19 protein-coding genes are annotated in these 13,492 nt (G+C 68.8%); 5 read left to right on the top strand and 14 right to left on the bottom strand.

Annotated elements, in window-relative coordinates:
- Positions 1 to 6: 6 nt before the first annotated feature.
- Genes AC068B_RS34390 through AC068B_RS34380 form a run of 3 tightly spaced genes read right to left on the bottom strand, consistent with a single transcriptional unit; the run spans position 7 to position 1,598 of the window.
- Positions 7 to 459 (bottom strand): hypothetical protein, encoded by a 453-nt coding sequence (locus tag AC068B_RS34390; RefSeq protein WP_478675451.1) that lies wholly within the window; start codon positions 457 to 459, stop codon positions 7 to 9.
- A 39-nt stretch (positions 460 to 498) separates the two neighbouring features.
- Positions 499 to 1,209, bottom strand: a complete 711-nt coding sequence (locus AC068B_RS34385) for a phytanoyl-CoA dioxygenase family protein (RefSeq protein ID WP_478675450.1) — start codon at positions 1,207 to 1,209, stop codon at positions 499 to 501.
- Positions 1,206 to 1,598, bottom strand: coding sequence for a hypothetical protein (locus tag AC068B_RS34380; protein WP_478675449.1), 393 nt, complete (start codon positions 1,596 to 1,598; stop codon positions 1,206 to 1,208). The genes AC068B_RS34385 and AC068B_RS34380 overlap by 4 nt, the downstream gene beginning before the upstream one ends.
- A 164-nt stretch (positions 1,599 to 1,762) precedes the next feature.
- On the opposite strand from AC068B_RS34380, the gene AC068B_RS34375 reads away from it, so the two are divergent.
- Both AC068B_RS34375 and AC068B_RS34370 read left to right on the top strand, forming a co-directional pair.
- Positions 1,763 to 3,028, top strand: coding sequence for a helix-turn-helix domain-containing protein (locus tag AC068B_RS34375; protein ID WP_478675448.1), 1,266 nt, complete (start codon positions 1,763 to 1,765; stop codon positions 3,026 to 3,028).
- Between the two features lie 14 nt (positions 3,029 to 3,042).
- Positions 3,043 to 3,519, top strand: coding sequence for a hypothetical protein (locus AC068B_RS34370; RefSeq protein ID WP_478675447.1), 477 nt, complete (start codon positions 3,043 to 3,045; stop codon positions 3,517 to 3,519).
- A 16-nt stretch (positions 3,520 to 3,535) separates the two neighbouring features.
- On the opposite strand, the gene AC068B_RS34365 is transcribed toward AC068B_RS34370, so the two are convergent.
- On the bottom strand, positions 3,536 to 3,814 hold the full coding sequence (locus AC068B_RS34365) for a GntR family transcriptional regulator (RefSeq protein ID WP_478675446.1): 279 nt from the start codon (positions 3,812 to 3,814) through the stop codon (positions 3,536 to 3,538).
- Between the two features lie 162 nt (positions 3,815 to 3,976).
- Here AC068B_RS34365 and AC068B_RS34360 point away from each other — a divergent pair, with 162 nt between their 5' ends.
- Positions 3,977 to 4,360, top strand: coding sequence for a hypothetical protein (locus tag AC068B_RS34360; RefSeq protein WP_478675445.1), 384 nt, complete (start codon positions 3,977 to 3,979; stop codon positions 4,358 to 4,360).
- 234 nt (positions 4,361 to 4,594) lie between these two features.
- On the opposite strand, the gene AC068B_RS34355 is transcribed toward AC068B_RS34360, so the two are convergent.
- From AC068B_RS34355 to AC068B_RS34320, 8 genes are all read right to left on the bottom strand, one after another.
- On the bottom strand, positions 4,595 to 4,756 hold the full coding sequence (locus AC068B_RS34355) for a hypothetical protein (protein WP_478675444.1): 162 nt from the start codon (positions 4,754 to 4,756) through the stop codon (positions 4,595 to 4,597).
- The gene (locus AC068B_RS34350) at positions 4,753 to 5,517 is read right to left on the bottom strand and encodes a hypothetical protein (protein WP_478675443.1); all 765 of its coding nucleotides are present in this window, start codon (positions 5,515 to 5,517) and stop codon (positions 4,753 to 4,755) included. Before AC068B_RS34350 ends, AC068B_RS34355 begins: the two co-directional genes overlap by 4 nt.
- Positions 5,514 to 5,753 (bottom strand): helix-turn-helix domain-containing protein, encoded by a 240-nt coding sequence (locus tag AC068B_RS34345; protein WP_478675442.1) that lies wholly within the window; start codon positions 5,751 to 5,753, stop codon positions 5,514 to 5,516. Before AC068B_RS34345 ends, AC068B_RS34350 begins: the two co-directional genes overlap by 4 nt.
- Before the next feature lie 187 nt (positions 5,754 to 5,940).
- Complete coding sequence (locus AC068B_RS34340; protein WP_478675441.1) at positions 5,941 to 6,276, bottom strand: hypothetical protein; 336 nt, start codon at positions 6,274 to 6,276, stop codon at positions 5,941 to 5,943.
- Positions 6,273 to 6,635 (bottom strand): hypothetical protein, encoded by a 363-nt coding sequence (locus AC068B_RS34335; RefSeq protein ID WP_478675440.1) that lies wholly within the window; start codon positions 6,633 to 6,635, stop codon positions 6,273 to 6,275. Before AC068B_RS34335 ends, AC068B_RS34340 begins: the two co-directional genes overlap by 4 nt.
- 222 nt (positions 6,636 to 6,857) lie before the next feature.
- Positions 6,858 to 8,165 (bottom strand): DNA primase family protein, encoded by a 1,308-nt coding sequence (locus AC068B_RS34330; protein WP_478675439.1) that lies wholly within the window; start codon positions 8,163 to 8,165, stop codon positions 6,858 to 6,860.
- Between the two features lie 151 nt (positions 8,166 to 8,316).
- A complete protein-coding gene (locus AC068B_RS34325) occupies positions 8,317 to 8,832 on the bottom strand; it encodes a DUF2742 domain-containing protein (RefSeq protein ID WP_478675438.1) in 516 nt (171 codons plus the stop codon).
- Positions 8,833 to 8,891: 59 nt separating this feature from the next.
- Entirely contained in the window at positions 8,892 to 9,155 is a 264-nt protein-coding gene (locus tag AC068B_RS34320) for an integrase (protein ID WP_478675437.1), read from the bottom strand.
- Positions 9,156 to 9,366: 211 nt separating this feature from the next.
- Between AC068B_RS34320 and AC068B_RS34315 the strand changes: the two genes are divergently transcribed.
- Together AC068B_RS34315 and AC068B_RS34310 are read left to right on the top strand one after the other, a co-directional pair.
- Complete coding sequence (locus tag AC068B_RS34315; protein WP_478675436.1) at positions 9,367 to 10,023, top strand: hypothetical protein; 657 nt, start codon at positions 9,367 to 9,369, stop codon at positions 10,021 to 10,023.
- Positions 10,024 to 10,065: 42 nt separating this feature from the next.
- On the top strand, positions 10,066 to 11,649 hold the full coding sequence (locus AC068B_RS34310) for a site-specific integrase (RefSeq protein ID WP_478675435.1): 1,584 nt from the start codon (positions 10,066 to 10,068) through the stop codon (positions 11,647 to 11,649).
- A gap of 76 nt (positions 11,650 to 11,725) precedes the next feature.
- Here AC068B_RS34310 and AC068B_RS34305 read toward each other — a convergent pair whose 3' ends face one another.
- Both AC068B_RS34305 and AC068B_RS34300 read right to left on the bottom strand, forming a co-directional pair.
- Positions 11,726 to 12,319: a hypothetical protein gene (locus AC068B_RS34305; RefSeq protein WP_478675434.1), complete on the bottom strand. Its 594-nt coding sequence runs from the start codon at positions 12,317 to 12,319 to the stop codon at positions 11,726 to 11,728.
- Positions 12,320 to 12,877: 558 nt separating this feature from the next.
- The gene (locus tag AC068B_RS34300; protein ID WP_478675433.1) at positions 12,878 to 13,474 is read right to left on the bottom strand and encodes a chemotaxis protein CheB; all 597 of its coding nucleotides are present in this window, start codon (positions 13,472 to 13,474) and stop codon (positions 12,878 to 12,880) included.
- Positions 13,475 to 13,492 lie beyond the last annotated feature (18 nt).

Raw genomic sequence — 13,492 nt, 5'->3', positions numbered from 1 at the left:
GAGCGGTTACGCGGGTTGAGGCTCGGGCTTCCACTGAGCCGCTTCGAAGGCGAGCCAGTGCTGCACGGTGATGTTCTCGAAGGGGACTCCGATCTCGCCGTAGATGCGGTTGTGCATGGCGCCGAACCAGGCTCCGCGGCGGTCGTCGAAGAACGCGCGGTCGTACCAGGCGACGCCGAGAATGATCGTCCCGCCGCCGTTCTGGTTGTCCGGGTCGGCCTCGAAGTACGTGCATTCCCAGTCCCACAGCATTTGCTCTTCGGGGCGGGAGCGCAGCCGGTCGTCGCTGTCGCGCAGGTGCTCGATGCACCGCTCGACGGTGGCGGTGTCGGGGCAGTAGTAACGGCAGTCGCTGAACGCGATGACCTTCTTACTGCCCCGGCGGGCGGGGTCGGCGTCCTCTCCGGTGAGGACGCGGATGCGGGTGATCGGTGGGGCGCTGGTGTCGAGGATGGTCACGGGTGGTGCTCCTCTCGATTTCGGATGGTGCCTTGTGGGTCACCAGTCCGACCCGGTGAGCGGGTACAGGCTGGGGCTGTGAGGGCAGCTCGGGCGGATCGCGCCGGGAGCGACGTAGCGGATGTTCAAGCCGACGCGAGCGCCGACGGTCATGTTGCTGTCCGAGCGGTGAATCAGTCGGACGTCCATCAGGCAGACTTGTCCGGCGTCGAGGGGCAGCCACACACCCCGTTCGTGCGGGGCGTTGGGCATGTCCTGTACGCCGAGCGCCTTGCCGCGCCGTGCGTCGCTCTCCTCGCGGTGGTAGTCGAGGTATCCGGCGGCATGCGAGCCGGGAACCACCTGCAAGCAGCCGTTGACGGTGGTCGCGTCGGTCACGGCCAGCCATGCGGCGACGGACAGTTCGGGGTCGAGTTGCATGCGCGGGTTGGTCCCGTCCTGGTGCCACGGCACGGGGAAGTCATGACCGGGCCACTTGATCATCAGGAACGTGTTCTCGACGGCGACCGAGCCGCCGATCGTCTCCTGTACGACCCTGAGCAGCTCGGGGGAGCGCACGGCGTGCGCGGCCCAGTCGAAGTGCAGGTGCGCGTCGCGCACGACTTCGGTCTGCGCGGCCCGGTGCTCGGCGATGACCTCAGCGGCACGGGCGCGAGCACGGCCGTTGGTGTTCCACTCCAGACCGGTGCGGTAGCCGCTCTCCCCGAGCGGGCTCGGCCCGGCGTAGCGGACCTCTGCGGCTTGGGTCACCGTTCCGTGTCCTCTCCCGCATCGGCAGCGGCGACCAGGGCGGCGGCGAGGTCGTCTGTAGGGGTGTGGGCTGGCCCGTCCGCCGGGTCGTTCACCCATCGCAAGAGGCCATCCCAGCCGGGCGGGGCGAGTACGACCCATGAACCTGAGCCGAGCGCCTGCGTACCGTCCTGCTGCCAGTTCTCAGCGGTGCCGGGTGCGGTGAGGAAGTACGCCTGCCCGTTGCACCGGTCGTGCAGCACAGGCCCGACCGGAACGCCGCGCGCTTCCAAGTCGTGCACCGCGCGCACTCCGACGGCGGCCGAGACGCGCACCGCGTCCCAGTCCTCCCCAGCCGGAAATAGCTTTGGCTTGCTGAGGTCACGGGTCCATGCGGGTCTGCGCTGCATCACTGCTGCTCTCTCCTCGGGTATGTACGCGAGGAGATGAGGGAACCGCGCAGGGCAGAGGGTGAACCAGCGATGATGCGCAGGGCTCATGCGCGTATGCGTCGGACGCATTTCCGCGCTCGCAAACCCGGTGCGCGGTACCTACCGTTGAGGGGCAGGCACGCATGGACTGGTCGGACACCGCCGTGAGGGATGCGTCGCGGACCGGCGACTACGGGCGGGTGCTCGAACTCGCCCGGCGGGCCGTGCGGATGACACAGAAGCAGCTCGGCGACGTCATCGGCCTATCGCAATCCGCGGTATCCCGGATGGAGAAGCGGGGCGCAGGCACCTACGACATGAACACCCTTGCGAGGGCCGCCCATCATCTTGGCATTGCGCCCGGACTGGTCGGCCTCGCCGACGACGGCGCGGCCCCGGCCACGCCTATGGAAGGGCTCGACTCAGTGGAACGGCGCAGATTCATGGCCGGGGCACTCGTCACGGCAGCGGCCCCCATGCTCGGTGCAGCAACGCCCGCGCCCCTCGAATGGGGTGCGAGCCCGGCCGACGTGCTGCGCGTCGCAACCACCGCGTACCGGCGGATGGATGCGACCGTGCCCGCGCGGCAACTCGCGGACACCGTGCAAGGACATATGCGTCTCGTGCAGGCCGTCTCGGCCCAGGTGGTTGACCAGACGGCACGTGCTCGCCTCGCTGCCGCAGGTAGTGAAGTCTCCAGCCTCGCCGGGTGGTTGGCCTGGGACATGGCCGATGCTGGCTCGGCACGCACGTGGTACGGCGCATCGATCAAGGCGGCACGACGCTCGGGTGATCGGTTGCTCATTGCGTATCAGCAGGGCAGCCTCGCGCAATTCGAGGTGGAGGCGGGCAACGTCGCGCAAGGGCTGAGCTTGATCCGCACGGCGCGGCGACAGCTCGGCGGCGAGCGTCCGGCCATCGCGGCTGCGTGGCTGTCGTCCCTGGAGGCGGTCGCTCACGCCACGGGTGGCGACGAGCGGGCCGCCGAGCGGGCACTGCTCACCAGTGCCGCCGAGGTCGAGCAGATGCCCGGCGAGGAACCCCCGCCGTGGCCATGGGTGTTCGCGTTCGACCTGCGCAAGGTGGCAGCGGCGCGGGTGACCTGCGGCGCGCGCCTCGCGCGTCCCCGGTGGGTGCTCACCTCGCTCGACGACGCCACCGCCGCTCTGTCCTCGAACCATGAGAAGCAACGCGCCTTGCTCGGCCTCGACGTAGCGAGCGGACACATGGCATCGGGGCACCTCGACGCCGCGTTCGCGCTCGCTACGCGTTCGCTCGACGTTGGGCTGCGGCTGCGCTCGGGCCGCGTCGTCGAGAGGGCCCGCACGTTCCGGCGCAGCTACTCGTCGGCGACTCCGCCCACGATCGTCCGCGAGTTCGACACGCGACTGCACGACGCCTACCTATGACGGAGAGAGAAGACATGAGAGTCGGGATCACGGGACACCGCGGGCTGTCCGTCGAGGTCGAGCGGCAGGTGCGCCGCGCCTTGGCCGATGCGGTCGAGGCGTACGACGCCGCCGAGTTGGTCGGCGTGAGCTGCATCGCGGACGGGCCCGACGCCTGGTTCGCGCAGGCCGTACTCGACCACGGCGGCCGGATCGAGGTGGTGATTCCCGCCGAGCAGTACCGCGATGGTCTCCCCGACTGGCATCACCCCACGTACGACACCCTGCTGCACCGGGCGTCGACCGTGCACCGAACCGGCCTCGACGGGTCCGACTCGGACGCGCACATGAGGGGGAGCGAACTACTCGTCGACCAGGTCGACGAACTGCTCGCGGTCTGGGACGGCCAGCCTGCCCGCGGCTACGGCGGCACGGCCGATGTCGTCACCTACGCCGAAGGCGAGAGCGTACCCGTGCGGGTGCTCTGGCCCGAGGGGGCGACGCGCGACTGACGCCTGTGGCGTGCTTCTACTCGCTCGGCGCCGGTTCTTCCGGCTCCTGCTTGGCGACGTACGTGCCCCGCCCCGGCAGAGCGTAGACGAGTCCTTCCTCGGCGAGGACGGCGATGGAGCGGCGGACGGTCGGGCGGGAAAGCCCGTACTCGTCGGCGAGGGTGTTCTCGCTGGGGATGGCGCGGTTGGGCTTCCAGTCGCCGCGCGTTACGCGCGCCCGCAGAATCCCCGCGAGCTGCTCGAACGGCGCCTCGGGCGCGTCGCGCTCCACTTGGTCATCCGGCCCGTACTCCATGAGCCGAAGGTATCCGGCCGATTCCGGAGCGGCACTCCCTGACAGGCTCATACAAGCCTTTACAGGCTTTTACAGGTGGACCTAGGGTCGGCCCACGAAAAGACCCCCGCGACGCGCGAACGTCCGGGGGCGTGGCCCATCAGCTTTAGGGAGCTGACGAACGTGACCGACTTTATCGCGCGCCTAGTGGCACGCCTGCTGTGCTCGCTGCTGTTCCCCCTCGACCGAGAGCACCGCGCCACCCCCGCCCCGGAATCAGCGCGTGCCGAGGACCCACAGCCTCGGCGCCCACTGCCCGAACACAAGAGCCCGTACGCACACGAGGCAGCCGAGCAGCGGCCGTTCGTCGACGTGCTCAACCCGGTACGCCCGTACGTCACCGCGCCCACCCGTAATCGTCCGGACGACCCCAAGCGGCAGAGGCAAGCCGAACGGCGTTGGGCGCTGGAGATGGCGTTACGCGGTATCGATGTGGGCCCGGCAGTGATTCATGGAGTGCACGTGCGGTCCGGCGCCCGGACGGTCCGGGTGGCGGTGGGGGCATGAGCGCGGCCATCTGCTGTCGTTGCAAGCGGCTGACGCGCGCCCCTGTCGCGGTGCGCCACATCGAGCGGGCGAGTGGCTCGGGATGGACGCTGTACGCCTGCCCGGACTGTGCGCCTCACCTGATCCCTGGCCGCCTGCCTACCGAGACGGCGCCGTTACGGCGCGGCTGACCTGCTACCAGCGCGATGCCCCGCCCGGGCTTGCTCCGGGCGGGGCATCGCTGTCTTCTCGTGCCTACGCGGTAAGTCGGTCGTACAGGGCGCGGTCTTCGGTGTAGACGCGGACGCGGTCGGTGTAGCTGAGGGCGTTCAGTTCGGCGGCGGTGGTCGGCATGGTGAACGCGTCGGCCTCGGCCTGGTGGTGGTTGCCGTCGGTGATGTGTTGGTGCGCGGTCACTTCGTGCTCTCCGTGGTCTGGCTGGTGGCGTGGGCGAGGAAGCGGCGGACGGCGTCGCGGTTGCGGTGGGTGTGTTCGGTGAGCGGGGCGCGGGTGAACTGCGGCTCACCCGCGGGCATCCGCACGTCGTGTGTCCGGGTGATCTCGTCGAGCAGGGCCGCCAGTATCGGCCCGGTGCCGACGGCGACGCGGGCGCGGCCGGTCTCGATCGACAGGGTGGCGGTGTCCCCGTGCTCAACGGTCGGTGCGGTGCGCGAGGCGGGCGCGTGCTCCGACTCGCTGAACGTGTGCTCGCCGCGCTGCACTGGTACGTACTGGGTGAGGGGCGGGGCGCCTGCCTGTCTGAGCAGGTGCGCGGCCTTATGCATGGCGTCGTCGTGGGCGTTGACGGCGGCGAGCAGGGCGGCGAGCGCGGTGCGGGCGTTCTCGTAGGCGGTGGCGACCTTGGCGGGGTCGGCCTGCTCGTCGACCAGGGCGACGGCCTCGGCGGTGGTGCGGGCGCGTTCCTGTTCGGCGGCCTTGGCGGCGGCGCGGTCGGCCTTGCGGCGGGCGGCCTCGGCGCGCAGCTTGGCGAATCGGCCCAACTCGCGGGCGCCTGATATCTGTTCGGGGGTGACCTGCTCGTCCCCGTCGCGCACGCGCTCTTCGAGTGCGGCGAGCAACTGCTCGGCCTCTCCTGCCTCTTGCTCGGCCTGCTCGACGGCGGCCTCGGTAACGGGCTGCTCGGCGGGTTCGGTGGCGGTGGCTGTTCTGGGGGTCATGCTGCGGTGTCTCCTGTTCCGTGGCGGTAGTGGTCGAGTGCGGTGGCGTCGATGGCCCATACGCGGGCGCCGACGCGCTCGGCAGGCAGTCGGCCGCTGGTGATGAGGGCGCGGACGTGACGGGGAGTGCAGCCCATCAACGCGGCGGCCTCTGCCACACACACCGTGCCCGTCGGAGCAGGCGCGGTTCCGGTAGCGGTGGCGGATTCGAACGGCGCGGTGTCGGAATCGAACACCTCGGCATGCTGTGCGGCTTCGTGTAGGGCGTACAGCACGCGCCGAGTAGAAGTGCTACCTCGCCCCCGTCGGCGCGCACACGGGCGGTGAGATCGCGTACGAGGGCGCGCAGTACCTCGCCCGCGACCGAGGGCGGCACGATGACGGCTCCGTCGGCCCGTGTGAGCCGCTCGGCGTCGGCGCTGCTCAGCTCTCCACCCCCTCGTCGTCGTAGAGCGCCATGGGGCGGCCCTCGTCGTACGCGGCACACCACTCGGCAGCTACGGCTCGGGTGGTGCGGCCCATTACGGAGGTGTCGGCGTCGGGGTCGAGCAAGGCCAGGCTGCGCACGACGTCCGAAGGCGGTTCGGTGACGTGCTGGCCCTGCAACGTGAGGCCAGCGGAGAGGGCGCCGAGTACGTCGAGCGTGGACAGGTGCACGGTGCGTCCGTCGGTGAGCTGATAGGCGTGCATGAGGCGCCGACCGTCGCGACTCTTCTCAACGGCGACCAGGCGGCGAGCGAGGGGGCTGGGGCGGCTCATCGGTGGGCGCCCCTCTCGTCAGCCTCAAGCGCGGCGAGGCGCTGTTCGAGGTCGAGGGATTCCCGCAACGACAGGCAGGCGTCGAGCAGGGTTCGGGCGGCTTGGACGCGGGCCTGTCCGCGCTCGTTGTCGAGGGCGTCGACCAGGGCGTCAACGGCCTTGGTTGAGGCGGCGGCGAGGCGGCCGACGGCGAGCTGTAGCAACTCGGTTCGTGTGTCGGTGACTTCCTGCTGGAACGAGGGCTCGTCCAGCCATCGCAGGATGGTGCGGCCGGAGACCCCGGCGGACTTGGCGGCTTGTCCGGTCGTGCGGCCCTGGGCGAGGGCGAGCACGGCGGAGGGGCGGCGTGTGCTGGTCAAGGTGCAGAACTCCAATCGGCCTCGCGCACGCGCGCGAGACGCAGGACGTCGCGGATGGACATGGGGAAGCAATCGCGGGCCTCACGCTGCGGCTGGGGGCGCCAGGCTCTTCGCAGGTGGCGGGGCGGGCGTGTAGGGGTGTGCAGGGAGATCCGGTAGTCCCTGTACACACCCGCGTAAGGGAGTTCCGGAAACCCCTACACGGCCCTACACGCGGCGAGATCAAGGCATGTCGTCGTCGGTCCCGGCGAGCATCAGGCCGAGATAGAACTGTCCGGCGCTGCGGCGGGTCTTGGTGTGGCCGCGCTTGGTCATGGACTCGGCGAATGCGGCCTCGTTGCCCGGCTGTTCGCCGTTCTCCGCGCACCAACGTGACCACGCGGCGAACAGGTCGCGGGCTTTGACGGTGCTGTGCGGGTTCGTGAGCGCGCGCTCGTCGAGGAATCGGGCGAGGACGTCACTGTCAGCCTGATAGGCCGCGGTACGGGCGCGCACGGTCTCGGGAGGGTTCAGGCCCTGCGCCTGGTAGTCGCGCCACCCCTGATAGGCCCACGCGAGTACGGCAGGCGCGGCCTGCTTGAGGCGGTCGGGCAATCCGGGGTCGCGCTCCGCCTCAGGGATCACGATGTCGAACGGAACGATGTGGATGCGGCGCCAGATGGCCGGGTCGTCGCCGGATACCTGGGGCAGGAAGTTGGTCAGCATGACCAGGGTGTGTGACGGGTCGAAGGTGATCGGGTTGCGGTGCATGAGGTTGGCCTCGATCGGGTCCCCGCCGACGAGTCGTTTCATGGTGGCCTCGGCGAACCGTCGGCCCTTCTCGGTCTCCGAGCAGAAGGTGAGCCGCGAGCCGCGCAACCGCATCTTGAACGCGCCGTGCCGCTCGTGCTTGGACTCCATGAGGATGGCCGGGTCGACCTCGATCGCGTAGTCGCCGAAGGCGGACATGATCGCGTCGCGCAGGGTGCCTTTCCCGTTGGCTCCGGTGCCGGTGAAGATCGGCATGACGTGCTCGCGGACCTCGCCCAACATGGCGTACCCGAAGAGGCGTTGAACGAAGGCCCGTACGGTTTCGTCGGGCAGGATGCGGGCGAGGAACGCGGCCCATTCCGCGTCGTGCTCGGCGGCGAGGGCCCCGCCAGCCACCTTGGTCAGCAGGTCTGCCCGGTCGTTGGCGTGCACGGTGCCGGTGCGCAGGTTCACCGTTCCCGCCGGGGTGTTGAACAGGTACGGGTCGGCGTCCAGCGCACGCGACGGAGTGGAGATCGGTGGCAGTGCCGAAGCAATCCGCACGATGCCCTCGATGCCGTTCGCAGACTCGGCCTTGCGCACGTCCTTGAACAGGGCGGTGCGCTCGGGGCTTTCGAGCTGGTCGAGTTCGCCGAGCGCGGTCTTGATCGTGGCGACGGCGGCCTCGACGTCCGCGCGCTGCTCATCGACCGCCCACCGTGCGCCGTCCCACTGGTGCCACCCGATGCCGTGCACGTAACGCAGGTGGTCGGCGTGCTCGGCCACGAAGCGTTCGGCCATCCGAAGGTGCCCACGGTGGCGTTCCGGCCCCGTAGCCGACGCGGCAGCGGGTGAGGTGTCGCTCGCGCGCACAGCGGCAGGCGCGACCGGTCGCGAGGCTTCCTCGAACTGGTCGTACAGGGGAGGGGCAGTGAGCATCTGTACCGCCGGGTCAAGCGGCGGCGTGAGTCCGCCGTGCGGTATCGGCGGGTCCGGGTGGTGCGAGGTCACGCGGAGACTCCTGGGACTGTTGGCGGGGGCGGTCGAGCTGGCGGCCATCGGGGGAGAGAGCGCGGACCCATCCGGGCCGCCCGGGGATGGCGACGGGCGGCCATCCCTGCGTGGCGGTCACGGGGCGAGCACGGGCGGCCGAGGCGCAGCGGCGGGCGGCAAACTCGTCCTGCGTGGGGCGACGGGCGAGGCCGCCCGCGATGGTGCGGGCGTAGGCGTTGGCATCCTCTGTCACGTGGGCAAACCACCGCTCGGGGGCGTGGGTCAGCAGGTGGTCGAGCCACGCCTCGTGGGCGGTGTGGCGGCGCCACTGCTCGGCGGCGGTGAGGATGGACGCCGCACGGGCCGGATCGCTCGCCCGAAGCGCACACCATGCAGGACTGCCGTATTCGGGGAAGTCCTTGACGCCGAGTGCCGTTACCTGAGCTGAGGCCCATAGGGCCACCTGGTCGGGCATGACGGGCTCCTCTCCCCCTATCCGCACATTTGCGGGCCGTGCTGCGTCGCGTTGCAGGTCTAGGCCGCGTTGGGCGTGCTGGCAGGCCCGATCGCGCCGGGGTCGGCCCCGTCTCCGTTTCGGATGCCGAGCAGTTCGAGCAGGTCTGCGGTTGGCACTCGGTACGCCGTGCCGACACGGAGCAGACGAACTGGGAACTCTCCGCTCTGGGCCAGCTCGTAAGCCTTCGATCGCCCAAGGGACAGGGCACGCCCCGCCGTGACCAGGTCGACCGCTGCGGGAAGGGCGAGGAGGGCGGATCGCGACATGCCGTGCTGTGTCATTGGGTGTCTACCTCCGGTGATTTGGCACCTGAAGGACACAGATTGCCGAGCAGTGCTGGACCGTGTCAATGGATTTCGATACTGTGCTCCCATGACACAAGAGGACTGGTCGGTGCGGCTAGGCCAACGGATCGCTGGTGAGGTCAGGCGCTTCCGGCGGCATCGAGGTATGAGCGCTCAACAACTGTCGGATCGGTGTGCGGAACTTGGAATGCCCATCGCGCGCTCGGTACTCGCAAACTTTGAGAGCGGGAGGCGGCCGACCCTCGCGATTGCCGAACTGCTGGTAATTGCACAGGCGTTGAGGGTTCCGCCGGTGGCGCTTGCGTTTCCCGTCGGATACGAGAAGACGACCGAGGTTCTACCAGGGCAGATGGCGAGCACGTTTGAAGCGGCTCGCTGGTTCACCGGCGAGGCGCCGGGACACACCGGCGAAGACTGGCGGTACACGGATCGGGACGCGGACGACTACGAGGACACGCCGTTTGGAATCGAACGCTTCAGGAGGCATGACGCCCTGGTCAGAGCGCTTGTGTCTCATCAGCTGAGAGTTGACGAAAAGCTGAAGCGGGCCACGAAGATGTCTGACGAATGGCCCGATGCTGAGCTTCGCCGTGCTCTCTTGGATGTCGCCGAAGAGATGGAGGAGATGACGTACAGGGGTGCCGGAGAGGTCGAAGACATTCGTCGTGAAATGCGTGAGGACGGGCTCACTCCTCCGTCCTTGCCCTACTACTTGAACTCCTATTTCCGCGAGGACATTGAGAAGCCTGAGGTGTCCTCTTCGCTCCGCGCCTTGCTTGAACAAGAGGGCAGGGAGAAGGCGGCCGGTACAGGTGGGGCGGAACAGGCCCAGGGGGCCGAGTGACTCGGTTAGTGGCGTCGTCAGTGATTGAGGGGGAGCGGATCAATGGCCAGTAGCCGCCGCGGAGGTGCCGTCTACAGGCGGTGTGAGTGCCGAGATGGCAACGGAAGGCTCCTGGGCACTGAGTGCCCGGACCTCGCGAAGCGCACTCATGGGCGCCCGGCGATACGCCAAGAACTACCACGCGACGCCGACAGTAAGCGCCGTACGTTCCGCCGTACCGGATACGACAAGGTCAAGGACGCGCAGGCCGATCTCGACCGCGTGCGCGCCATCCTCGACCTTGCTGGGGATGACCAGGACGCACAGCAGCGAGTTGGCGACCTTCTGGCCGGTGTAGCCAAGAGCCGGGCGCCGATCCCTTCGCCTGCCGAGGTCTCTCGGCGCCTCGGGGTCGGTGTGCCGCTCGACGGCAAGATGACCGTTGGCGAGTGGCTCGACAAGTGGTTCGCCGCCAAGAAGACCCGGAAGACGACGAACAACGGCTATGCCTCGCACATCCGCGTGCACCTGAAACCGCGGATAGGGCACCTCCGCCTCGACCGCCTGTCGGTCGGTCACGTTCAGGAGATGTTCGACGCCATCGCCGATGAGTCCGACGTGATCCGTGCGGAGAACCAGGCCCGGCGAGAGCAGGAAGCGCGTTGTCGGTGGGGGAAGCCGGGACGCCCGCCCGCCAGCGAGCGCCAACGACTGGCAGCGGAGCGCGCCAAGCTCGACGACATGAAGCCGTACCGCAAGGCGAACGGCCCCTCGACCCGGCAAGCGATCCGCCGGACGCTGCGCACCGCCCTGAACAAGGCGATTGCGCAGCAGTTGATTACGTTCAACGCGGCGGCACACGTCGAGCTGGAATCGGCGGCTCGCCCCAAGGGGCTTCTGTGGACCGCCGAGCGAATAGCGCGTTGGCGGGAGACGGGCCAGGTTCCCGGGCCCGTGATGGTGTGGACTCCCGAACTGCTCGGCGAGTTCCTGGACGCTGCCGAGGGCCACCGGCTCTACGCCATCTATCACTTGATCACCCATCACGGCCTCCGTCGTGGCGAGGGGGTGGGCCAGGGGTGGGCGGACTGCCACCTTGAGCAGGCGCCGCCTCGGGTGGACGTGACCACCGAGATCGTCGTCGATGGGTGGACGCCGATTGAGACCGCGCCGAAGACGGACGGTTCGGCGGCCTCAGTCATGATCGATTACGGAACTGTGATCGTGCTGAACGAGCACAGAGTTCGCCAGTCCGCCGAGCGCGACGCTTGGAACGCCATGGCGGCGGGGGAGCGGGCAGCGGGCAAGAACGTGGCCGACTGGGCGAACACGGGCAAGGTGTTCACAGCCGAGGACGGCAGTTGGCTTCACCCGGACGTCGTGAGCCGGGAGTTCGACAAGATCGTGAAGGTGGCTGATCTTCCGCCGGTCAACCTCCGCGACACTCGCCACAGCGCCGCCGGACTCGTGAAGGCCGGAGGAGGCGACTTGCACGACGCCAAGAAGAAGCTGCGTCACTCCACCATCGCGCTGACCTCGGACACGTACATGGAACTGTTCGAGGAGTACGAGCAGGACCTGACCGAGCGTGCGGCGGCGGCCGTTCCGCGTGCCCGGAGGCGTGCCACGGAGGAGCCAGTGGCCTAGAGCCTGTCCGACAGGTAAGGCCGTACGGGGTGAGCCGTCTCCGCTCTGTCCACGTACGAGACAGCCTTTGCGGCCTTTACCGGAGTTCCTTCTTCAGCCCAGTCACTTCCGGCCCGGTGTCCTTGCTGGGCATCTTCCACCTGTGCGCCATGCCGTCGCCGTCACGGTAGATGAGTGTGCCGCCCTGTGTTTGCTTCGGCGTCAGATCGAACACTTCGAGGTCTAGCTGGTAGGTGCCCGGTTCGACGGGGCCAGCGTTGTTGTAGCGGTCGATAGTGACGCTGGTGGCTTCGCCATCCAAGGTGCTGATGGTCTGTCCATCAGAGGCGATCCACTCCCACCCTCCGTTGCTGATGGGAGCGGTCTGTTCGGCCGCCGCGCCTGTCATGGCGCGGTTCTTGGTCGTGATGACGGCAAACATGCCGTACTTGGCGTCGGAGATGCCGTCCGTAGCTGTGAACACCACGTTGGTCGGGGTGATCTCCAAGACCCCTTTGCCGCTCTCGCCCGCGGTAGTTGCGGGCTTGCCGAAGGCGAGCACCTCGGGGCTCGGCGTACTCGCTTCCTCGGAGGTGCTGACGTGGTTCTCGGCACCTGGCTTCTTGTCACCGCTGCTGCTGCCGCTGCCGCATGCGGTGAGCGCGAGGCAGGCGGCTCCGGCTGCGATCAAACGGCATCTCATGGTCCCCCCACGGCTCATCGAGGGCATGGACCGTACCGCAAGGCTGGGAGCGACGGCCCGAAGATGGGCGATCTGTCACCTACTCGTGGACAACGTCAGGAGGTGGCGATGCCGTCTGCTCGGACGGCTCCGTTCGTGGGGTGTTCTTCGCACTCGGCAGGGGGGGGGCGACGCGGTGACTGACGTTCATGACCGTTCAGCGACGACTGACCCCATCGGACAGGCTCTAGTGTGGTCGGCGAACGGGTTCTGTCATCGCAGGTGGCGGGGCCTTTTTGCTGGCCCGCTGCTGGCCCGGATGCTGCCGAACGGTGCCGGAGAGTGCGCATAGTTCGGTACGGACCATCACGGCTGAACTGGGCGTGACCTGCTATTTCCCCTAGGCCGCAACACTCGGCAGCATGATCCGGAACGCCCCGACATTGATCGTTTCGGGCTCTCCGGAGACTTTTAATCCATTGGTTGTGGGTTCGAGTCCCACACGGTCTACCGCGAAAGCCCCGGTCAGCCACAGGCTGGCCGGGGCTCTTCGCTGTCGGCCTGTTGTCAGCGCGGCAGCAGGAGACGGTTGAGGGCCGCCGGGATGTCCTCCAGGGGCAGGACGGCGTCGGCCTTGCCCGTGTCCACGGCCGCCTTGGGCATGCTGTAGAACTCCGCGCTGGCAGGGTCCTGCACGATGACGGTGCCGCCCTGCGCCTTGACCGCTTCGACGCCCCGGGCCCCGTCGCTGTCGGCGCCGGTGAGGACGCAGGCGATGATCCGTGGTCCGAAGGTCCGCGCCGCCGATTCGAAGAGCGGGTCGGCGGCCGGCCGGGCGTAGTTGATCCGCCCCGCGCTGCTCAGGGCGAGTGCCCCGTCCTTCTCCACGCACAGGTGGTGGTCCGGCGGGGCGACGTAGGCGGTGCCTGCTTCGGGGGTCTCGCCGCCGTCGGCCAGCTTCACGCGGAGCGTGGACGTCCGGGTCAGGATGCGGACGATCTGCGTCTCCCGCTCGCGGCGCAGGTGCTGGGCCACCAGCACGGGCACGGGGAACGGGGCGCGCAGTCCGGCCAGGAGCGCGCCGAGGCCCCGGATGCCGCCGGCGGACGCGGCGATCAGTACGACGTCGGCTCGTTCACCGGGGTCCGGCAAGCGTGTGGTCACGTCTCGACGGTATGCGAG

The organism is Streptomyces sp. NPDC042371 (assembly GCF_056437465.1).
This window is presented reverse-complemented; position numbering and strand designations above follow the sequence as displayed.